The organism is Micromonospora sp. CNZ309 (assembly GCF_002846525.1).
This window is the reverse complement of record NZ_PJNG01000001.1, coordinates 1,315,564-1,337,298: the sequence shown is the minus strand read 5'-3', so window position 1 is coordinate 1,337,298 and position 21,735 is coordinate 1,315,564. Positions and strand designations below refer to the sequence as shown.

Annotated in this window: 12 protein-coding genes; 8 read left to right on the top strand and 4 right to left on the bottom strand. The window is 72.5% G+C overall.

All coding sequences use genetic code 11. From position 1 onward, the window contains the following. Nucleotides 1-83: 83 nt before the first annotated feature. A complete protein-coding gene (locus CLT72_RS05220; protein ID WP_101409765.1) occupies nucleotides 84-1,409 on the bottom strand; it encodes an FAD-dependent oxidoreductase in 1,326 nt (441 codons plus the stop codon). Between the two features lie 112 nt (nucleotides 1,410-1,521). Between CLT72_RS05220 and CLT72_RS05215 the strand changes: the two genes are divergently transcribed. Next, nucleotides 1,522-2,130 carry an SRPBCC family protein gene (locus tag CLT72_RS05215; RefSeq protein ID WP_486484185.1) on the top strand — a complete coding sequence of 203 codons (609 nt, stop codon included), beginning with the start codon at nucleotides 1,522-1,524 and terminating at the stop codon, nucleotides 2,128-2,130. Between the two features lie 182 nt (nucleotides 2,131-2,312). Here the strand turns inward: CLT72_RS05215 and CLT72_RS05210 are convergent, their stop codons facing one another. Beyond that, a complete protein-coding gene (locus tag CLT72_RS05210) occupies nucleotides 2,313-3,536 on the bottom strand; it encodes a multidrug effflux MFS transporter (protein ID WP_101414948.1) in 1,224 nt (407 codons plus the stop codon). 493 nt (nucleotides 3,537-4,029) lie between these two features. Between CLT72_RS05210 and CLT72_RS05205 the strand changes: the two genes are divergently transcribed. Next, the gene (locus CLT72_RS05205; protein WP_101409763.1) at nucleotides 4,030-9,483 is read left to right on the top strand and encodes an ATP-binding protein; all 5,454 of its coding nucleotides are present in this window, start codon (nucleotides 4,030-4,032) and stop codon (nucleotides 9,481-9,483) included. An 86-nt stretch (nucleotides 9,484-9,569) separates the two neighbouring features. Here the strand turns inward: CLT72_RS05205 and CLT72_RS05200 are convergent, their stop codons facing one another. Further along, nucleotides 9,570-11,168, bottom strand: a complete 1,599-nt coding sequence (locus CLT72_RS05200; protein WP_144082198.1) for a hypothetical protein — start codon at nucleotides 11,166-11,168, stop codon at nucleotides 9,570-9,572. 80 nt (nucleotides 11,169-11,248) lie between these two features. On the opposite strand from CLT72_RS05200, the gene CLT72_RS05195 reads away from it, so the two are divergent. The 6 genes from CLT72_RS05195 (at nucleotide 11,249) to CLT72_RS05170 (ending at nucleotide 20,544) form a co-directional block, all read left to right on the top strand. After that, nucleotides 11,249-11,875 (top strand): hypothetical protein, encoded by a 627-nt coding sequence (locus CLT72_RS05195; protein WP_144082197.1) that lies wholly within the window; start codon nucleotides 11,249-11,251, stop codon nucleotides 11,873-11,875. Nucleotides 11,876-12,022: 147 nt separating this feature from the next. Further along, a complete protein-coding gene (locus CLT72_RS05190; RefSeq protein WP_144082196.1) occupies nucleotides 12,023-13,027 on the top strand; it encodes a hypothetical protein in 1,005 nt (334 codons plus the stop codon). After that, on the top strand, nucleotides 13,020-14,000 hold the full coding sequence (locus CLT72_RS05185) for an AAA family ATPase (protein WP_101409759.1): 981 nt from the start codon (nucleotides 13,020-13,022) through the stop codon (nucleotides 13,998-14,000). Before CLT72_RS05190 ends, CLT72_RS05185 begins: the two co-directional genes overlap by 8 nt. Nucleotides 14,001-14,009: 9 nt before the next feature. Beyond that, complete coding sequence (locus tag CLT72_RS05180) at nucleotides 14,010-15,167, top strand: VWA domain-containing protein (RefSeq protein WP_101409758.1); 1,158 nt, start codon at nucleotides 14,010-14,012, stop codon at nucleotides 15,165-15,167. After that, entirely contained in the window at nucleotides 15,164-17,971 is a 2,808-nt protein-coding gene (locus CLT72_RS05175; protein ID WP_144082195.1) for a YqgE/AlgH family protein, read from the top strand. Before CLT72_RS05180 ends, CLT72_RS05175 begins: the two co-directional genes overlap by 4 nt. Nucleotides 17,972-18,024: 53 nt before the next feature. Continuing rightward, nucleotides 18,025-20,544, top strand: coding sequence for a tetratricopeptide repeat protein (locus CLT72_RS05170; RefSeq protein ID WP_158241971.1), 2,520 nt, complete (start codon nucleotides 18,025-18,027; stop codon nucleotides 20,542-20,544). Here CLT72_RS05170 and CLT72_RS05165 read toward each other — a convergent pair. After that, on the bottom strand, nucleotides 20,541-21,680 hold the full coding sequence (locus CLT72_RS05165; protein ID WP_158241970.1) for a hypothetical protein: 1,140 nt from the start codon (nucleotides 21,678-21,680) through the stop codon (nucleotides 20,541-20,543). The genes CLT72_RS05170 and CLT72_RS05165 overlap by 4 nt on opposite strands. Between the last annotated feature and the right edge of the window lie 55 nt (nucleotides 21,681-21,735).

Genomic DNA, 21,735 nt, shown 5'->3' with positions numbered 1-21,735 from the left:
TCGTCCGACGCCACGGCCCGCCCGAGCTTACCGGTCGGCCCGGCGCCCGCCGCCAGCGTCGGCCGGCGCCGGGTCGCGGGTGCTCAGCGGCCCGCGCCCGCCAGGATCTCGGCGGCCGCCCGCTCGCCGGCCTCGATCGCCCCGTCCAGGTAGCCGGCCCACCGGGTGGCGGTCTCCGTACCGGCCCAGTGCACCCGCCCCACCGGCCGACGCAGCTCCGGCCCGTACCCGCACCAGGAGCCCGGGGTCGGCGCCCCGCAGAAGCAGCCCCGCGTCCACTCGTCGGCCGACCAGTCGTACTCGACGAACTCCTCGGCCCGCCGGGCCGCCGGACCGACGACGGCGGCCAGGGCGTCCAGCAGGCCCGCCCTGCGCTCCCCCGGGGACATCCGCCGCAGCGCGTTCGCCTCCGGGCCGTAGCTGAACCCGGTCAGCACGCCGCGCGCGGAGTCCGGGGTGCCGTTGTCCACCGTCTCGGTGACCGGCCCGGCGAGGCAGACGGCGACACCGGAGCGGCCGTCCGCGCGCCAGAACGGCTCCGGGTAGACCGCGTGGACCTTGAACGCCGAGCCCATCGGCATCCGCTGGGTGAGCGCGTCGCGCAGGGCCGGCAGGGGTGGGTCGTACCGGATGCGCCCGGCCAGCGTCGGCGGCACGGCGACCACCACCGCGTCCGCCTCGACGCGGCCGGTGTCGGTGTGCACGACCACGCCGGCGCGGTCCTGCGCGATCGCCCGCACCGGGGCACCCAGCCGCACGGCGTCCGGGCCGAGGGCGGCGGCCAGCGCCTCGGCCAGCACCGGCGGCCCGCCGACGACGCGGTCTTGCTGCGCGCCGCCGGCCATCGCGAGCAGCGCCCGGCTGCCGCCGCCGGAGCGCAGGTAGAACGCCATCTGGAGCAGGGATATCTCGTCCGGCCCGGCGGCCAGCAGGCCGCCGGCGAGCAGCCGGCCGAGGTAGCGGGCGGTCGCCGGGTCCGGCGCGGCCGTGCGCAGCCAGCCGGCCAGCGTCGTACGGTCCCACTCGGCAGCCTGCGCCGCCGCCCACGGCGCGGCCGGGTCGACCCGCTCGGCGTACGCGTCGAGCAGGTCGAGGACCCTGCCGGCGGCCTCGGGCGCCCCGGCGTGCCGGCCGTCGGGGAACAGCACGGTCGACGGGCCGTACGCGGCGGACGCGAAGGTGCCGATCCCGTACCGGGCGAGCAGCCCGTTGACCCGCTCCTGGGTCGGGCCGACCCACTGGGCCCCCAGATCGAGCTGGGTGCCGTCGGCCAGCCATCGGGTGAGCACCCGCCCGCCCACCCGGTCGCGCGCCTCCAGCACCCGCGTGCGTACGCCCGCGCGGGCGAGCGTGAGCGCGGCGGCCAGCCCGGAGAAACCGGCGCCGACCACGACGACCTCGGTTGCCATGCGACGGCATACCCGTTCGCGTCGCCGCCATGACCCGACCGCCGCTCCGGCGTCGACGCAGGTGGCACCCGACGGGGCAGCGCGATCGGCGCGCAGGGGCCATCCTTGTCCGGTGCGGCTGCCGCCCGCCCTGCGACGGCGGGTGCGGCCGGAGCGTCGGAGCACCGTGAAGGACACGAAGGAGGATGCCGTGCGCTACGTCGACGGCCCGGCGGTCGAATGCGACCTCCACCTGGCAGCCGATCCCGCCCGGGTGTGGGAGCTGGTCACGGACATCGAACTGCCCGCGCGGTTCAGTTCGGAGCTGCTGCGGGTGAGCTGGTTGGACGGCAGCCGGGGGCCGGCCCTCGGAGCCCGGTTCGAGGGGCACAACCAGCATCCCGCGCTGGGCGAGTGGCGCACCATCTCGCACGTCGTGCAGTTCGACCAGCCGCGGGTCTTCGGCTGGGTGGTCACCGACCCGGACAACCGCTTCGGCGGCGGCCCCGCCGACCTCACGCGCCCGGGGGCCACCTGGCAGTACCGCCTCACCCCCGAGGGCGACGGTTGCCGGCTGTCGCACTCGGTGCGCATCGGCCCCACCCGTACCGGGCTGAGCCTGGTCATCGACCAGGCCCCGGAGCACGAGGAGGAGATCATCGAACGCCGGCTGGCCGCCCTGCGCGAAGCCATGACCGGCACCCTCGAGGGCATCCGGGGGCTCGCCGAGCAGCCCCGCTGACCCGTCGCGTGGCCATCGCCGGCGCGAGCCCCGGCGTCGGGCGACGCTTCCATGGTGGACGGCCCGCCGAGCCAGGCGCGGCAGGGGCCGGTGCCAACGGTGGACGGCCCGCCGAGCCGGCGCGGCGGGCCGCGTCGCTCGGTGGGCCGGCCGTCACCCGCACCGCTGCGGCGCGTACCCGCTCAGTGCGCCGCCAGGACCACCGCCTCCGGTTCGAGGCCGGCGAGGCGGGCCGGGCGCACCACGACGAGCAGGACCGCCGTCGCCGCCAGCATGCCGCCCGCGACGACGACGGCCATGGCGACCGCGCCGGTGCCGAGCACGCCCACCAGGGGCGCGGCCAGCGCGCCGACGCCGAACTGCACGGCGCCGAGCAGGGCGGAGGCCGTGCCGGCCGCCTCGCCGTGGCGGGACAGGGCCAGGGCCGGCGCGTTCGGCATCGCGAGGCCCGCCGCCGCGAGCACCACCCACAGCGACACGAGCAGGCTGGGCAGCCCGCCGATCCCGGTCACGGCGAAGGCCAGCAGCGCCAGGCCGGCCACGCTCCCCGCGCCCAGGGCGACGACGAGGATCCGCTGCGGCGAGTGCCGGCGCAGCAGCCGTACGTTGAACTGGGTGGCCGCGATCAGCCCGACGGCACCGGCTCCGAAGGCCAGCCCGAACTGCTGCTCGTCCAGGCCGTACTGCTGTTGCAGGACGAACGACGACCCGGCCACGTACGCGAACAGCGCCGCCATGGCCAGCCCGGCGACCAGGACCAGGCCCACGAACGTACGGTCGCGCAGCAGCGCGCCGTACACGGCCAGCGTCGCGACGGCCCCGCCACGCCGGCGGCGCTCGGCCGGCAGCGTCTCGCGCAGGCCCAGCGCGGCGACCACGACGAGCACCACGCCGAAGGCGGCCAGCGCGACGAACACGCCGCGCCAGTCCGTCCAGCGCAGCAGACCGCCCCCGAGGGTCGGGGCGAGGATCGGCGCCGCCCCCATGACCAGCAGCAGCCGCGACAGCAGCTTGGCGAAGGCCGCGCCGTCGAACAGGTCGCGGACCACGGCCATGGCGACCACCGAGGCGGCGGCGACGCCGAGGCCCTGCACCACCCGCAGGCCGCCGAGGACGCCGACGCTCGGTGCGACGGCGCAGAGCAGTGACGCCACGACGTACAGCGCGACGCCGGCGATCAGCGGCGCGCGCCGGCCGACGGCGTCGGACAGCGGGCCGATCAGCAACTGGCCGATGGCGAGGCCCGCCAGGGTGCCGGTGAGGGTCAGTTGGACCGCCGCCGACGTGGTCTGGAAGTCGGCGACGATGGCCGGCAGCGCCGGCAGGTACATGTCGATGGTCAGCGGGCCCACCGCGGTCAGCGACCCGAGGACGAGGACGAGCCGCAGGCGTTGCCGGGGGCTCATCAGCTCGCCCGGCGTCGGCCGGGCCGCCGGAGCCTCGCCGGTGTCGACGATGGCGGTCAACGGATCGTCTCCGGCCGGTCGTCGCGCGGCCGGCCCGTCAGCGGTGTAGGAGTCACACCTGGCTGCAAATCCGGATCCGATGATCCCATTCCCGTCCGGCGGCGAGGTAACGCAGTTCACAGCCTGCCCGACCACGCTGCGACACGGCCCGGTGACCGACCCCAGTGCCGCGTCGACCCCCGTCGCGGCGGTAGGGGTTCCGGGGACGCCCGCCGGCCCGGCGTCCCAGCAAATGGAAGATCCCGCCACGCATCAGGAAGAAGCTCCGACCGGAGGCTGCGTTTTCGCTGGTCAGGACCGTGCCCGCGCGCCACGCGCGGAGGGGGGCGGACCCCTGGGGTTCTGATCCCGGGATGCAAGGGTGGACACTGCCGAAGGTGCCGCGGCGTGGCGGCATGGCACATCATGGGTTTCTACAGGAGGGCTTGGTCGAGTGTTCAAACGTGTCGCCATCGTCAACCGCGGTGAGGCCGCCATGCGGCTCATCCACGCCGTACGGGACATCGCCGCGGAGACCGGGACACGGATCGAGACCGTAGCCCTGCACACCGACGTCGACCGTACGGCCACCTTCGTCCGCGAGGCGGACCTGTCCTACGACCTCGGTCCCGCGTCCGCGCGCCCGTACCTCGACCTGAAGGTGCTGGAGCGCGCGCTGGTCGAGACCGGGGCCGACGCCGCGTGGGTCGGCTGGGGCTTCGTCGCCGAGGACCCGGCGTTCGCGGAGCTGTGCGAGAAGGTCGGTGTCACCTTCGTCGGGCCGAGCCCGGAGGCCATGCGCAAGCTCGGCGACAAGATCGGCGCGAAGCTGATCGCCGAGGAGGTCGGCGTGCCGGTCGCGCCGTGGAGCCGCGGCGCGGTCGAGACCCTCGACGCCGCCCTGGCCGCGGCCGCCGAGATCGGCTACCCGCTGATGCTCAAGGCGACCGCCGGCGGCGGCGGGCGCGGCATCCGTGTCATCACCAGCGAGGCCGAGCTCGCCGACGCCTACGAGCGCACCAGCCAGGAGGCCGCCCGGGCGTTCGGCAGCGGCGTCGTCTTCCTGGAGCGCCTGGTCACCGGCGCCCGCCACGTCGAGGTCCAGGTGATCGCCGACGGCCAGGGCACCGCGTGGGCGCTCGGCGTCCGCGACTGCTCCGTGCAGCGGCGCAACCAGAAGGTCATCGAGGAGTCGGCGTCGCCGGTGCTCGGTCCTGAGCAGACGGCCGAGCTGAAGGCGTCGGCCGAGCGGCTGGCCGTCGCGGTCGCCTACCGGGGCGCGGCGACCGTGGAGTTCCTCTACCACCCCGGCGACCGGCTGTTCGCGTTCCTGGAGGTCAACACCCGCCTTCAGGTCGAGCACCCGATCACCGAGTCCACCACCGGCTTCGACCTGGTCAAGGCGCAGCTGCACGTGGCCTCGGGCGGGCGGCTCGAAGGCGGGCCGCCGGCGGAGCGCGGGCACGCCATCGAGGCCCGGCTCAACGCCGAGGACCCCGACCGCGACTTCGCGCCCTCCCCCGGCCGCATCGCGCGCCTCGACCTGCCCGCCGGCCCGGGCATCCGCGTGGACACCGGCGTCAGCGAGGGCGACACCATCCCCGCCGACTTCGACTCGATGATCGCCAAGATCATCGCGTACGGCCGCGACCGCGACGAGGCGCTCGGGCGGCTGCGCCGCGCCATGGCGCAGACCACGGTCATCATCGAGGGCGGCGCGACGAACAAGAGCTTCGTGCTCGACCTGCTCGACCAGCCGGAGGTGATCGACGCCAGCGCGGACACCGGCTGGATCGACCGCGTCCGGGGCGAGGGCAGGCTCGTCACGCACCGGCACTCCGCCGTCGCGCTGGCGGCCGCCGCCATCGAGGCGTACGAGGAGGAGGAACGCGTCGAGCGCCAGCGGCTGCTGTCGACGGCGTTCGGCGGGCGCCCGCAGGTGCAGCACGAGAGCGGCCGACCGCTGGACCTCAAGCTTCGCGGCGCCGGCTACCGCGTACGCGTCGCGCGGGTCGGCGCGCACCGCTTCCGCGTCGGCATCGAGGCCGGTGGCGCCGTGCGCACCGCCGACGTCGAACTGGACCGCTTCGACCGACACTCCGGGCAGATCGTCGTCAACGGCGCCCGTTACCGCCTGCTCATCGGCACCCACGGGCCGATCCACCTGGTCGAGGTGGACGGCGTGGCGCACCGGGTCAGCCGCGACGAGGGTGGCGTGCTGCGCTCGCCGATGCCGGCGCTGGTCGTCGCGACGCCGCTGCTGGTCGGCGCCGAGGTCGAGGCGGGCGCGCCCGTGCTGGTGCTGGAGAGCATGAAGATGGAGACGGTGCTGCGCGCGCCGTTCCGGGCGCGACTGCGCGAATGCGTCGTGTCGGTGGGCACCCAGGTCGAGGCGGGCGCGCCGCTGCTGCGGCTGGAGCCGCTCGGCGACGACGCCGAGGCCGCGGAGACCTCGACCGAGTCCGTCGAGCTGGACCTGCCCGTCGCCGACGGGGCGGTCCCGGCACGGGAGCGCGCCACGCGCGGGCAGGAGGACCTGCGCAGCCTGCTGCTGGGCTTCGACGTCGACCCGCACGACGAGCGCCGGCTGCTCGACGACTACCTCGCCGCGCGCCAGGGCGCCACCGAGGCGGGTCACCGGCCGCTGGCCGAGGAGCTCGACCTCATCGAGGTGTTCGCCGACCTCACCGAGCTGAGCCGCAACCGGCCGACGGGCGAGGACGGCGGCGGCCACGTGCCCAGCGCCCGCGAGTACTTCCACACCTACCTGCAGTACCTCGACGTCGAGCGGGCCGGCCTGCCGGAGACCTTCCAGGCCAAGCTCGCCAAGGCCCTCGGGCACTACGGCGTCACCGAACTGGAGCGCTCCCCCGAGCTGGAAGCCGCCGTCTTCCGGATCTTCCTCGCCCTGCAGCGCGCGTCCGCCGACGCCACGGTCGTCGCGACGCTGCTGCGCGCCTGGCTGCGGGAGCCGCCGCCGGACGAGTCGCTGCGTGAGCCCGCCGGCCTCGCGCTGGAGCGGCTGGTGGCCGCGACGCAGGTGCGCTTCCCGGTGGTCTCCGACCTCGCGCGCGGCGTCGTGTTCGCCTGGTTCGCCCAACCGCTGCTGCGCCGCAACCGCGCCCGCGTCTACGCCGACGTCCGCCGGCACCTGCGCCACCTGGACGCGCACCCCGACGCGCCGGACCGGGCGGAGCGCATCGCCGAGATGGTGCGCTCCACCGAGCCGCTGGTGCGGCTGCTCGGCCAGCGGCTCGTGCGCGACCACCTGGACAACGCGGTCATGCTGGAGGTGCTGACCCGGCGCTACTACGGCAACAAGGGCCTCACCGGCGTACGCACCAGCAAGGTCGAGGGCTGCACGTTCGTGGTGGCCGAGCGGGCCGACTCGTGCGTGGTCTCCTCGGCCGTGCGCTTCGAGGCGCTGGGCAGCGCGCTGCGCGGCCTCACGGAGCTGGCGAGCGGCCACGACGCCATCGACGTCGACATCTACCTGGCGTGGGAGGGGCAGCCGGAGGACTTCGACGCGATGGCTGCGGCGCTGCACGAGGTCGTCAACGCGCACCCGCTGCCGAACCAGGTCCGCCGGCTCACCACCACCGTCGCGGGCCGCAGCGGCGCCGTGATGCACCACCACTTCACGTTCCGCCCGTCGACCATGGGGATGAGCGAGGAGCGGCTGATCCGCGGCCTGCACCCGTACATCGCGCAGCGCATGCAGATGGAGCGGCTGAGCAGGTTCGACCTCACCCGCCTGCCGTCGTCGGACGAGGAGGTCTACCTCTACCAGTGCGTCGCGCGGGAGAACCCGTCGGACGACCGCCTCGTCGCGTTCGCGCAGGTGCGCGACCTGGCCGAGCTGCGCGAGCACGACGGCCGCCTGGTGGCGCTGCCGACGGCCGAGGACGTGCTCGCCACCTGTCTCGACTCGATCCGCCGCGCGCAGTCGCGGCGCCCGTCGCGCAAGCGCTTCAGCACCAACCGGATCGTCGTCTACGTCTGGCCGCCGAGCGACCTCACCCGCGCCGAGCTGAAGATGATCGCCCAGCGCGTGCTGCCGACGACCGCGGGCGCCGGGCTGGAGGAGATCCTGTTCATCGCGCGGCAGCGCGACGCCAGGACCGGCGAGCTGACGAAGATCGCCGTACGCATCGCGTTCGACGCCACCGGCGGCACGAAGCTGACCGTCGGCGAGCCGTCGGAGGAGCCGGTCGAGCCGCTCGACGACTACCGGCAGAAGGTGCTGCGCGCGAGCAGCCGCAACGCGGTGTACCCGTACGAACTGACCGACCTGCTCGGCACCTTCGTCGAGCACGACCTCGACGAGAACCACGCGCTGGTGCCGGTCGACCGGCCGAAGGGGCGCAACAGCGCGGCGATCGTCGCCGGTGTGGTGAGCACCCCGACCCGCCGGCACCCGCAGGGCGTCACCCGGGTCGTGCTGCTCGGCGACCCGACGAAGGCGCTCGGCGCCCTGTCGGAGCCGGAGTGCCGCCGCGTGATCGCCGCGCTGGACCTGGCCGAGCGGATGCAGGTGCCGCTGGAGTGGTACGCGCTGTCCGCGGGCGCCCGCATCTCCATGGAGTCGGGCACCGAGAACATGGACTGGGTGGCCGCGGCGCTCAAGCGGATCGTCGAGTTCACCCAGGACGGCGGCGAGATCAACATCGTGGTCGCGGGCATCACCGTCGGCGCGCAGCCGTACTGGAACGCCGAGGCGACGATGCTCATGCACACCAAGGGCATCCTGGTGATGACGCCGGACTCGGCGATGGTGCTCACCGGCAAGCAGTCGCTCGACTTCTCCGGCGGGGTGTCGGCCGAGGACAACTTCGGCATCGGCGGCTACGACCGGGTGATGGGCCCGAACGGGCAGGCGCAGTACTGGGCGCCGAACCTGGCCGCCGCGCGCGACGTGCTGATGGCCCACTACCAGCACACGTACGTCGTGCCCGGCGAGCAGCGGCCACGGCGGGCACGCACGAGCGACCCCGTCGACCGCGACATCTCCGACTTCCCGCACATCGTGGCGGGCAGCGACTTCACCACCGTCGGCGAGATCTTCTCCGCCGGGGCCAACCCGGACCGCAAGAAGCCCTTCGACATCCGGACCGTGATGCGGGCGCTGTCCGACCAGGACCGCCCGGTGCTGGAACGGTGGGCGGGCATGGCCGACGCGGAGACCGTGGCGGTGCAGGACGTACACCTCGGTGGCATGCCGGTGTGCCTCATCGGCATCGAGTCGCGGGCGGTGCCGCGGCGCGGCTTCCCGCCCACCGACGGCCCGGACACCTACACCGCGGGCACCCTGTTCCCGCGTTCGTCGAAGAAGGCCGCGCGGGCGATCAACGCGGCCAGCGGCAACCGGCCGCTGGTGGTGCTGGCGAACCTGTCCGGCTTCGACGGCTCGCCGGAGTCGATGCGCAACCTGCAACTGGAGTACGGCGCGGAGATCGGCCGGGCCATCGTCAACTTCCGCGGGCCCATCGTGTTCTGCGTGATCTCCCGCTACCACGGGGGCGCGTTCGTGGTCTTCTCCAAGGCGCTGAACCCGAACATGACCGTGCTCGCCCTGGAAGGCTCGTTCGCCTCGGTGCTCGGCGGCGCCCCCGCCGCAGCGGTGGTGTTCTCCGGCGACGTCAACGCCCGTACCGCCGCCGACCCGCGCGTGCGGGAGCTGGAGGCCCGCGTCGCGGCCGCCTCCGGCACCGACCGTGCGGCGCTGACGGCGGAGCTCGACGAGCTGCGCTCGACGGTACGCGTGGAGAAGCTGGGCGAGGTGGCCGCCGAGTTCGACCGGGTGCACAACATCCAGCGCGCGGTCGAGGTCGGCTCCGTCGACGCCGTCATCCGCGCGGCGGAGCTGCGCCCGCGCGTCATCGAGGCCATCGAGGCCCGCCTGCGCTGACGCGGCGACGCGCCACGGCGATGCCTTCGCCGTGGCGCGTCACGCCCCGCTCGTACACCGGGCTCCCTGGCGGGCGACGCCTTGCGTCACCGTTCCTGCGGCGGGGGGTGGTCGAGCAACACGACCAGGTCGTCACGTCCCACCTCGATCAGGGCCGCCCGCAGTGACCACAGCCGGTCGCGTACCTCGAGCCATTCCCAGAGTGCCTGTGCCCTTCGCCCCGGCTCGAACCTGGCGCGGTCGTACACCGGCACGTCGAGCACGTCGACCAATTCGTCCCAGCTCTGGCCCAGACGGCGGGCGAACTGAACCTTGATCCGGCCCGGGTATCTGACCGGCCGGGCGGGACCGGCGGTGTCCGGGACAGCGACCTGGGCTGGCGGGGTCGGTGGGGTCACCGTCTCCACCGGCGGCGGTTCGGTGGCCGGCGGCAGCGAGGGAGGGACCGCCGCTGGGGACGCGGCGTCGCTCGGCCCGGACCGGGTCGGTGGGGTGGTTGGAGTTTGTGATCGTGCCTCCGAGGGGTCCGTGTAGGCACGGGTGGCGAGGGCGGCGACCTCGAAGAACCACCAACGGTCGGCGATCGGGAGGTCCTCGTCGGCGACGGTGCGCAGCGCGGAGCCGATCAGCAGGAGCAGGTGCTGGCGGGCCCAGGCTCCGGACATGTCGCGACGCTGGCCCCAGGAGGCCGCTGCCGTGTGGATGCGCCGCATGACGGCCAGGTAGCCGGCCACCGGCGGCGACGCCGGGTGGCGCTCCGGTGCGACGACGAGTTCGGCCAGGGCGGACCGCAGCGGCGTCCCTGGCGCCAGAGCGGGAAGCCAGGCGGCCGCCACGGAGAGCGCGAGCTTGACCGGGTCCCGCGACACGGGAGTTGTCGGACAGAACCGCCCCAGATCGATGAGGCGGAAGTCGTCCGCGAGCACCCGTTCGCCGGTAGGCACGAGGATGTTACCCAGGTGCAGGTCGCCGTGCCCGTTGCCGACGAAGACGTCGATCTTCTCCCGACCGGCGTCGAGCCTGTCGGTGAGCAGCCCGAGAGGGTTGGGCAACGGGCCGGCGCGGCCGGGTAGCCACACCTCGCTGGACGGGTCGGTGAGGGAGAGCCCGTGCCGCCCGGCGAAGCCGGCAAGGCGGTCACGATGCCCTTCGAGGAAGTCGTTCAGGTGGTCGGCGGCCGTGCGTTGCACCGGATCGGGGTCGTGCCCGGTCCCCCAGTCCGCGCTGATGCGATCCACGATCATGCCGCAGATATCGCCAAAGTCCGGCTCGTCGATCAAAGTGGCAAGTGAGCGCAGTTCCCCCACGGATCCTTGGGCCACCTGCTGCTGGTGCAGCCACCAGTACGTGCCGGGCAGGGCACCGGCTTTGACCGTGTCCACCAGGTGCTGCCGCCAGAAGTTCTCGGGCGTGAACTGTCGGGCGCGCTCGACCCCGGCGGTCTCCGCAGCCGCGAGTTGCGGCGGCACGAGTTTGACAATCGCCTCACGGAGCATGCCTCGGTCGGGGTGCAGGCGGACGACGGCGACGTAGGAGCCGCTGCGCCCGTCGGTGAGCCACCGTCGGTGGGTCACCCGTGACGCCTGAGCCTCCGCCCATCGCACCAGACCCGCGAGGACCTCGTCGGGCAGGATCGCCCGCCAGGCGTCCGGATTGGTCAGACGATCATCGGAGGCTTGGCTCAAGGTCCTATCCTTCTGCCGGGGCGTCCACTGTGGCACTGACCGTCGAGCGTACGCGCAATCTCCACGTGAAAGGACCGCAGATGAGGGCGGAGACAGGCAGGAGGCGCAAGAGGCCGACGGCAGACGCCACGCACGGCGAGATGCCCCACGACGAGGTGTTGGACCTGCTGAAGTGGCACATCGAACGCTACGACAGGTTACGGGTGTCGACGGCCAGCCGCGCCTCGGTGGTGCTGAGCGCCGGGGCGATCCTGTCCGCCGGCAACGCCCTGCTGTTGACTCAACTGCTCAGCGACACGACGGACTGGATGACGGCATGGTGGTTGCTGGCGTTCACCGTCATGGCCCTGCTCGACGCGGCGCTGGTGGTGGCATCGCTGGTCAAGGCAGCGAACGTGCTGGTCACCCCACGGCGCAGCCGCGCGATGCTGCCCGGCGGCGCTGACCTGCCCCGCAGTCTCGTCTTCAACGGAACGGACACGGTCGCCCACGTCAAGAGCTTCGACGACTTCCGGACAGCGGTCGAGAGCCAGAGCCGGCCGGAGGTGCGCCGGGCCGCCGAGGTGGAGCTCTGGGTGGGTATCCAGCAGCACCGCCATCGGTACGGCCGCCTGCGGGAATCCGTACGCCTGCTCCGTCTGGCCGCGATCGTGTTCGTCGCCGTACTGGCGGTCGTCATGCTCGTCAACGCCGCCCACGGGTTGTGACGTCGCAGACGGGATTGCCGCGCCCGTCGCGCTGTGGTGGGATTCTGCATCCACCCGTGATCCGTACCAGTGACAGTGGACGGTTTCGACGATGCTCCAGGACGATCTGACCCGACAGACCACTGCCCGGCGGGCGGCAGCCTGACCATGAGTGGTCAGGGCCGACCCGCCGGGGGAAGTTCCTTCCCCGGTTGGGCGAAGGTGAAGTTCTGCCAACGGATGCAGCCGGACAACTGGCGCGATCTGGCCGATCTCTTCGACGTCAGCCCTGCCGACCGGGCGCGGTTCACCCGGGGCGACGAGGCGCGGTCGCTGTGGGAACTGGTCGAGGCGCGCGGCCAGCTGGACCGGCTGCCCGATCTCCTGGACGAGCTGGGGCGTGCTGAACTCTCCCTCCTGCTCCGACAGTCGCGCGAAGCGGCTGAGCAGCCGACGCTCGCTCTGCCTCCCGTACCCCAGCAGGATCTGAACACCCTCTTCTTCGACCTGGAGGAGATCCGGCAACTCCTGATGGAGGACGCCGAGCAGTTGCGTCAGCGCCGACGTTCGACGCGGGACGCGCAGGCCAGCCTGGCCCCGTTCGTCCTGACCCACCGGGATTCCACCGTGGCCGACAGGATCTGCGAGTGGTTGCCGCACTGCTACTACGGCATCGCGTGCAAGCCGAAGATCACGCTCGGTCCCTTGGTCACGTCGGTTGACGCCCAGGTCGCCCGGATGGCGCGCTTCCGCGCCGAGTTGGAGCACTCGGACGTCGCCTGCCACGTCTATGGCGTCGACGCCCCGACGAAGACGATCACCACGTTCTTCGAACGGCTGGCGTCCGCACTCGATGGAGCCAGGAGGTGCCTGGTGGTCATCGTGACCGCCGCGCCCGGTGTCCGGCTTCCCGACACGTTGCCGCGACTGCCGGAACCGGGCTTCCGCCGCAGCCACGTGACCCTCTGGGCGCAACGCATCGTCGCCGAGCGCGGGTGGCAGCCCGGCCTCGCCACCGCCTGGGCCGGGCTCGTCAGCGAATACGCCGTCGACGTGGGCGAGATGCTGCACATCGGCCGGGCCTACGAGGCGCTGGAACAGTCGATCAATGACCTGCTCACCGACGAGGCGGGCTTCCGACGTGACCTGGAGAAGAGGATGAGCCTTGGATAGCCGCCACCGGATCGACGCCACCACCCGCTACGACCGCCGGGCCGAACTGCCACCCGAGCAGCTGATCGAGGTGGCGGAGGTCGACCAGTCCCAGCTCGCGGACCCGCCGAAGCGAAAGGTCACCTGTGAGCCGTACCTGGCCTCGCAGGAGTTGGAGGACGCGACGAACCTGGCCATCGCCCTGGGACGTCCGCTGCTGTTGCAGGGTGACCCGGGCGCGGGAAAGACCCGGTTGGCCCACGCGGTCGCCTACGCGCTCCGGCTTCCCCTCGAACAGGCCTACATCAAGTCCACCAGCCGCGGTCAGGATCTGCTCTACACCTACGACGCGGTCCGGCGGCTCTTCGACGTGCAGACCGCGACGCCGCGGCAGGCCACGCGGACCACCCGGGCGCAGCACCGGGGCAGCGATCCGGCTCGGTACGTCCGGTTGGGGCCGCTCGGCCGGGCCATCGCCCGGGCCGGCCATGCCCGGCGGTCCGTCGTACTCATCGACGAGATCGACAAAGCTGACATCGACTTCCCGAACGACCTGCTGCGCGAACTGGACCGGCTGGCCTTCGAGGTCGCCGAGGCCGGCGACATGCGGTACGCGGTGCCGGACGTCCCGGAGCTGCGGCCGATCATCATTGTCACCAACAACGAGGAGAAGGCGCTGCCGGACGCGTTCCTCCGTCGGTGCATCTTCCACTACGTCCGCTTCCCCACCGACCGCGCGGAGCTCGAGTCGATCCTGTCCCTGCACGACGTGAGAGACACGGCGCTGCGCGACGCTGCGGTCGACGTGCTGTTCCGGCTCAGGGAGCTGGACCTGCTGAAGAAGCCGGGGCTCAGCGAACTGCTCGACTGGGTGCACTACCTGGAGTCGGCCGACGTGGACCCCGACGCCGTCCACCGCGTGCCGCACAGCGGAGCACTGATCAAGCAGCAGGCGGACCAGCTGCGCGTCGATCGTTGGCTCGCCGGCGACTGAGGAGAACAGATGCAGCCACGCTTCGTGCCGGACCTCGTCGCACTGCTACGGCGCCGTGGCATCCCACTCGGGGTGGACGACGTCGCAGCGCTGCGAACCTCGCTCGCCGCCGGCTTCGGCTGGGAGTCGCGAGCCGGCCTGTGCGAGCTCTGCGTGTCGCTGTGGGCGAAGTCCCCATCGGAGGTTGAGGTCGTCCGCGCGGCGTTTGCCGCCGTCGCCGTACCGGACTGGAACGTCACGCAGGCACTTCGACCGGGCAGCCGGGACGCGCCGGACGCGCCGGACGCGCCGTCATCGGTGCCGCCGGGCGCCGGCCCGGTGACACGCGCCGGAAACGGGGCACCCGCCACCCTGCCGCAACCACGCTCATCCGTCGGCGTGGCACCGCCTCCGCACAGCGGTCTGGACGATCCGACGCTGATCCTGGTGCCGCAGTATCCGGTGACGCCACGCGCGGTCGCGCAGGTGTGGCGACGCATGCGGCAACCCGCACGTCGTGGCCCGGCAGTGGAACTGGACGTCGAGGAGACGGTGCGGCGACAGGCGCGCACCGGGGTCGTCACCCCACCCGTGCTCGTTCCGGCGCGACGCAACGTCGCCCGGCTGTTGTTGCTGGTCGACATCGGTGGATCGATGCTCCCGTACGAGGACTTCGTTGCGCATGTCGAGCTGTCGATCCGGCGCGCCGCCCGGTTGGACGTCCTGGCGGTCCGTTACTTCCACGACGTGCCGGGGCACGCCGACCGGGCCGTGCTGGCCGGTGCCGACGCCCGGCACGCCAACCTCGATCGGATCCTCGCCGACATTTCCCCACTCGCCGGCGGTCGCGTCTACCGGGAGCCCGAACTGACCCGAGGGGAGACCTTGTCGGCGGTGGTGGAGAGCGTCGGCAGGTCGGCGGCCGTGTGCGTCGTCAGCGACGCCGGAGCGGCCAGGGGCCGGCTGGACATCATCAGGCTGCTCGACACCGTTGCGATGCTGAAGGCACTGCGCGGCCCCGGACGGACGACCGCGTGGTTGAACCCGGTCGACCCGCGAAGGTGGGCACGGACGACTGCGGCGCTCGTCGCTCGGCACGTCCCCATGCACCCGCTGACCGTGTCGGGCATGTATGCCGCCGTGGACGTCCTACGCGGCCGGTTCACCCCGGTGGCGAGGCCGCTGTGACCGCGGTCCCGCTGCAACGAATCGCTGGCGACCTCCGCGCCGTGCAGCGCGTGCTACCACCGGGCGCCATCGAGCTCGCCTGTCACGCCAGTCTGCCGGTGGCGGTCGACCCACCTCTGCTGCACCTGATCAGGACGAACTTCCTGCCGGACCTGCCGTACGACCTGGAGGCCCGGCTACTGCTGTCGCCGCTCTTCCAGGAGCTCGGCGACGGCCTGTACGAGATCAAGCCAGACCTGCGCGACGTGCTCCTCGCCGCGTTGGTCGCCCGGCACGGCATGGAGCGGCTGCGCCGGGTGGCCATCCTGCTGGAGCGGTACACGGACCTGCGGACCTCGTGGCCGGACAGGCCTGAGCTGGCACACGCCCAACGGCTGACCGCCCTGCACGTGCTGCAACCCAGGGAGGCGGAGCGCTGGCTGGCCCAGCACGAGCCGGGATCGAGCGGCGACGAACTGGCCCCGACCTGGTTCGTGGCGATGCGCCGGCAGATCCGATCTGTGCCCGGCCGGGACCAGGGTTTGTTGTCCCGGCTGCTCCGCGCGGCGACGGAGCAGCTGCGGCGGCCCGATCGTCCCCGGCAGGTCGCCGACGTGCTGGCCGTCGTCGCGCTGCTCGGGCTCCCCGGCCTGCTGGCGGCAGCCGTGATGTACGCCCTGGAAGCCCTGCGCGCGGCGAGCGCCGACACCGATCCGGCCGTCCGCCGCGCTGCCCGCGACGCGCTACCCGAGGTCGAGGTCGAGGTACGGCACGACGACTCGGACAACCTGGGCAGCCACCGGGCACCCATGGACCGGCCCCTCGCCGATGGACTGGCGGACCCGACCGAATCACGGGTGATCCTGATCGGCAATGGCGATCTGCGGGGCAGACAATCGTTGCCGGGAATCGCCACGGCGCTCCAGGGCCTCGCGGAGGCCCTGACGGAGCCGGAAATCTGGGGCATCGACCGACGAAACTGCCAGGTGCTGCTCGACGCAGGCCGCAGGGAGGTCGAGGCGGCGCTGCGCCGGGCGGCTGCCGAGGTGGGGCCGGACGGGCTGCTTCTGGTCCACTACGCGGGACACGGGCTCAGCGACCTGGCGGAGGAAGGCCTCGTGCTCGGTACGGCCGACACCGACCTGCTGCTCCCACGCCATACCGGACTGCCCTACTCGGTCGTCGAGCGGTGCCTGCGCGGCAGCGCGGCCCGACAGACACTGGTCATCCTCGATTGCTGCCATACCGGGCAGATCAGCGGTTCCGCCTGGTTCAAGACGGATCAGCCGGTCGACTGCCTCATCGCTCTTCAGCAGCCCGCCCTGCCCTCCCCCGCTGCCGGAGAGTTCCCGCTGACCAGGGAGCTGACCCGACTTCTGTGGTCGGGAATTCCCGGAGCTGGCACCCTGCTCGACGCCCAAACGATCTACCAGCAGCTCCAGCCCTCACTTCCTGCGGGCGTCCGTCTCCTGCTGACCGACACGAACGACAGCCGCCTGACGCCACTGACGCGTAACCGGGTCAGGCCCACCTCACCGCTCGTCGGACGGATATTCTCCGTGGCCCCGGAGGCCACAGATTCAAGCCCGTACGGGGCGGTGGTGCTGGTGCTACGGCACCACCCACTCGAAGGAACCCTGGGAGTTCGGCTCGACGACCCCTCCCGCCAGAAATTAGACCTGCCACCGGAATGGTCCGGCCTGTCCGCGCCGCCGGCGGTGGTGTTCCAGGGGGGTACGCCGGCAGAGCGGCCCGGGTTCATCGCCGTGGCACGGCTTCGAGATGACGAAGGCCTTCCGGCAGGCATCGCCCTTCTGCGCGACCGGGCCGGCGTGCTGACCCGACACGCCGACCCGGCTCGGATCCGTCCGTACCTGGCCGGCATACGGCTCTTCACGGGCTACCTCGGCTGGGCGCCGGACCAGTTCGAAGAACTGCTGGCAGAAGGCGCGGCATGGCAGGCGAACCAGGCCGTCGCCCACCGCCTCCTGATGACCGACCGACCGGAGGATCTCCCACGGCTGCTGGCCCCGGGAAGCACATTGCTCAGGTCCATCGACGCCCCTCGACCCGGCCTGGAGGCGCTGCTCAACGATCTGGTCGCGGGCATTGGCCGCGGCGACAGGGTGAGCCTCGTGCTGGGCCAGAATTCTGGCCGCCCCACGAGCGCCGCCGAAGTCGGCCGCCTCGTCCGGTCCGGACCCGAGACGCGCACCGGTTCCGGCTTAGGGTCCCTGGGACCTCTGCTCGCCTATCGTGGGCGGCAGTTCGCGCATCAGGTCTTCACCACCCATTCGGCGCCCGCCATCGCCCGTGCCGTGCGTGACGAGGGCAGTGAGGCGGCTCTCCTGCGGCCTTTCGCCGACAGTTCCCTCCCGGCGCGCTCCGACGACGCTGTCCAGGTGTACGAGATCGAGGACCACCCGGGGCTGGGACGTGAGGACGGCGACGACGTCCGCCCCCGGACGGATCGCACGGCCGAACGGTTGGCAGAACTGATCACCGGCAATCACGTCTGTGTGGTGGGGCATGACGGTGCGCCGGGCGTGATCGTCGCAGCCCTGCGGCGGCTCAGGAAGAAGGGCCTCGCGCGCATCACCTGGGTGACCGCCTCGGACAGGCTTTCCGCCATGAGGGTGAGCCGCGAGGCGGACCTGGACCGGGCGTTCGGCGGGAAGGTCGCCTTCTACCACGGGGTGGACGGCGACCGCCTGTTCCCGCTTCTGCGTGGACGGCTCGGTGCCTTCCCGCCCGACACCCCCCGGCTGGGCGTGGGGGTCCGTTTCCCGCGCGCCGAGCACGAACTCCTCCTCGACCCCCGCTGAGGACGCACCGACAGCCGATCACCATCTCGAAGCCGCGTATGGAGGTTGCCGTCATGGACCACGTTGCTCTCCTTCCGTTGCACCGGGCGTGGCTCGCACCCGACGCCGCCGCCCGCGCGGCGGCTCTCGTCGGCGTCGCGGTGCCTGGGCCCATCGCGCTTCGCAGCCGCTACCGGCACCTGCGCGATCCACAGGCACCGGCAGGTCCGCTGCAGGAAGGCCTGTCCCTGGCCGAATGGCGGACGGTGCTGGAACTCGAGACCGAGGGCGACCGGGCCCTGCTGGAGGGCGATCTGGACGCGGCCCGGGACGCGTTCACCCGTCTCGCCGAGCACGAGACGACCGCCGACCACCGCGTCGTACGGGTGCACGCGCTCATCGGCGAGGGCGACGTCGCCCGGGCGTTCGACAGGGTGGATGAGGCGATCACCGCCTACGAGACGGCGTTGACGATCGCCACCAGCGACCACTACCGGTTCGGGCAGCTGAGGGCGCTGGTGCCGCTCGGCTACCTGTCCCTCGCCTACTCGTCCGGGGTGACGGCGGGCGCGCAGTTCCGCCGCGCGGAGGCCCTCGCCGTGGAGTTGGCCGATCCGCTGTACCAGGGCAACGTGGGGCTTGGCCTCGCCGAGTGCCTCGAACGTTCCGGCAACCTCGACGAGGCGGTCGAAATCGCGATGGCCGCCTACCGGGCCTTCGACGAGGTCGGATCGACGATCGGCAGGGCGAACGCAGCACACCGCACCGGCGCTCTACTGCACCGGGCGCGACGGCGATCGGAGGCCGTCCCGTGGTTGCGGAAGGCGCACGCCTGGTTCGTCGAGGTCGGTGATCCGGTCGGTCTGACGAACGTGCTGAGCGGTATCGGGGACCTGCACCTGGATGTCCAGGAGTTCGACACCGCCGAGCAGTGGTACGAGGAGGGCCTGCGCCAAGCGGAGCGGGCCGGGCTGCCGCGGGCACGAGCTCACGCGCTGCAGGACGTCGCCCGGGTTGCCCGGGGACGCCACCGGTGGGCGGACGCGGTCGTCAAGTTCGACCGCGCGCTGGCCGCGTACCGCGACATCGACGACATCGGTGGGATCTGGCACGCGCTCGACAAGAAGGCCGAGGCACAGGCGGAACTGCGACGACTCGACGCAGCGGCGCGCACCCGCTTGGAGGCGGTCCACTCGATCGAGGCGTTTCGCGCCGGGCACCGTGACGAACGGTCACAGCGCGAGTACCGGGAACGGTTCCGCCTCGCGTACTCCCGCGCGCTGGCCGCCGTAACCGCAGCCGGAGATGCGACGGCCTTCGCGGTGATCGCGGACTGTCTCGCCGGACGTCGCCTGGCCGGCCTGATCGAGGCGGGTACGCGAACGACTTCCGGTCCGGAGCTCGAGCTGCTGCAGAACCTGCTGGCGCACGCGGACCAGCGGCTGGCACGACACCGGCCCGAGCAGGCGTCCGGCCCCACCGGTAGTCGGGAGGAACGTATCCGGCTGCTCGGCGCGGTCGGAATCCGCCACGGGTTGACCGAGAAGGCGGAGGCATCGCTGGACGACCAGCTGGCTGCGGTGTACCTGCCTCCCGAACGCGACGGCGCGCCCCTGCTGACGGCGGTGTCACCGCGCGCCCACCTGGTGCAGCTCCTCGTCGACCCGGTCGAGGCACACCGGGTCCACTGGCTGTGGCGGGCACCCGGTGCCGAACCGCGAGTCGGTTGCCTGGACCTCGACGACGCGGCCCGGGACGTTCTCACCACGTTGTGCGGTGACCGGGCCGCCCGGGTTCAACTGCACGTCGCCGATCTCGCGCCGATCGTCTCGGTCCTACCGCCCGGGCTCGTCGACGCGCTACTGACGGACGCCGATCCGGAGCTGCTCATCGTGCCGGTCGGCGAGCTGTGGATGATTCCGTGGAGCGCGTTACCGCTGCCGAATGGCGTGGTGCTCGGAGAGCTCGTCCGCTACGCGGTCTGCCCCTCGTTGACGGTGCAGCGGCTACTGGTGGCTCGGGCCGCGTCCGCACCCGCACCCGCCGACGGGGACGCGGTCGACGTGTGGCGCAGCCCGCTGGTGTCCGGCGACCACCTCACCCGTCTCGATGCGTCGCGCCTCACGCCGAGGTGGCTGGCCTCGGCGTCCGCCGCGCGGCAGCGGCTGCGCGACGGCGGACGGATGATGGTGGTCGTCGGTCACGGGCGTCGCGCCCCGGGAATGGGGCACTACCTGGAACTCGACGACGCCCGGTGGTTGGTCCCCGCAGATCTCCTCGGGGCGTCCACGCCCCGGCGGCTGGCCCTTCTGGTCTGCGAGGCCGGTTCGATCGACGAGGGCCGGCCGAGTGATCCGATCTGTCTGGCCACTCTCGCCCTGGCGGCCCGCTCCGACGAGGTCCTGGCGACTGTCGGGGAGCTCGGCGACTCCCATCCAGCGGCGCGGTACGCCGAGAGTGTCCTCGCCAACATGGCCGAGTTCCCCCTCCCCGAGGCGCTACGGCGTGCGACCCGGTGGCTCCTGTCGCATCCGGAGGTACGCACCGAGCCGATCTTCCACTGGGCACCTCTGATCCCTGTCGGCACGGTCTAACCGCGCTCGTTGTCGTCCAACAGGTCAGCCAACTCCGGACGCCCGAGGGCCCGCAACGCCGGGGCGAGCTCTCCCAGCCGGAACCGCGCCTCCATCCAATCCCAGGTCTCGAACGCCCCACGGCCTTGCTGAAAGCCGGCCCGCTCGTGCGGTGGCACCTCCAGATAGTCGGCCAGGTCCTCCCAGTCGGTGCAGAGCGCCCGACAGACCTCGACCTTCACCCACCCAGGGTAGGAAACCCGGTTCCCTTGCGGAGGGTCGCGCCGCAGGTCGAGGCCCCGCACCGTGCTGCTGGCCAGCAGGCCACGCACCGGGCCAGGAATGCGCCCCGCGCCGGACGGCAGGAACGGGTTTCCGACGACGGGCGCCGTCCTCGGCACCCGCGCCCCTCCTGCGGTGTCACACAGCAGGAGGGCGGCACGACCGGCCAGTCGGTAGCACCACCAGCGGACGACCGGACCGAGACTTTCGTGCGCGCTGAAGGTCAATCCGTGCGTGACGAGCGACAGCAGGTACTGCCGGCGCCACGCCTCGGGGTCCGGCTCACGGCGGAGAACGCCGGCGGCGGTGCCGTACACCGCGCGGACGATCGCGGACTCCGCAGCGATACCGTCCTGCGGTGGCACGCGATCCGGATCGGTCACCAGGTCGAGGAGCAACCGGCCATGGTCGTCCCCCGACCTGGCGATCACCGGCGTCAGCACGGACAGCAGCAGCCTGACGAGGTCCCGGTCGATCGGCTGCCGGGCCTGGTAGCCCGTCAGGTCCACCAGTAGGAACGGGTCCGGCTCGGCACCGCCTGTAGCCGTGCTCAGGAGCACGTCCTGGGCGTGCAGTCCCCCGAGGCCGCGGCCCTCGACGATGTCGAGTGTGAGACCGGAGAGCGGGGAGTCGTCCCGGGTCAGCAGCCTCGGATCGGGCATCGACAGCCCGTCCGCGCACACCCACGGCGAGGCGGGACGCTGTCGTCGATCGACCAGCGTACGGCCGTCGGCCGCACCATCGGGCACCGCCATGCGCAGGAGGTCCAACGCCGTCACCGGACGGCTGGTCCGGTCGGCGTTCCAGTCGGCCAGCACCGCACGAATGACTGTGGCGCAGGCAACAGCGGTCGCCGTCGGGGACAGCAGCGCCATCGGTCGCAGGTCGACAGCAGCGGAGCCCGGCGACTGGAGCAGCAGCGTACGCCCG

Coding starts and splice junctions, on each gene's coding strand:
- CLT72_RS05220 (WP_101409765.1), bottom strand. CDS start 1,409: ATGGCAACCGAGGTCGTCGTGGTCGGCGCCGGTTTCTCCGGGCTGGCC.
- CLT72_RS05180 (WP_101409758.1), top strand. CDS start 14,010: ATGCAGCCACGCTTCGTGCCGGACCTCGTCGCACTGCTACGGCGCCGT.
- CLT72_RS05190 (WP_144082196.1), top strand. CDS start 12,023: ATGAGTGGTCAGGGCCGACCCGCCGGGGGAAGTTCCTTCCCCGGTTGG.
- CLT72_RS05165 (WP_158241970.1), bottom strand. CDS start 21,680: ATGGCGCTGCTGTCCCCGACGGCGACCGCTGTTGCCTGCGCCACAGTC.
- CLT72_RS05210 (WP_101414948.1), bottom strand. CDS start 3,536: ATGAGCCCCCGGCAACGCCTGCGGCTCGTCCTCGTCCTCGGGTCGCTG.
- CLT72_RS05195 (WP_144082197.1), top strand. CDS start 11,249: ATGAGGGCGGAGACAGGCAGGAGGCGCAAGAGGCCGACGGCAGACGCC.
- CLT72_RS05170 (WP_158241971.1), top strand. CDS start 18,025: ATGGACCACGTTGCTCTCCTTCCGTTGCACCGGGCGTGGCTCGCACCC.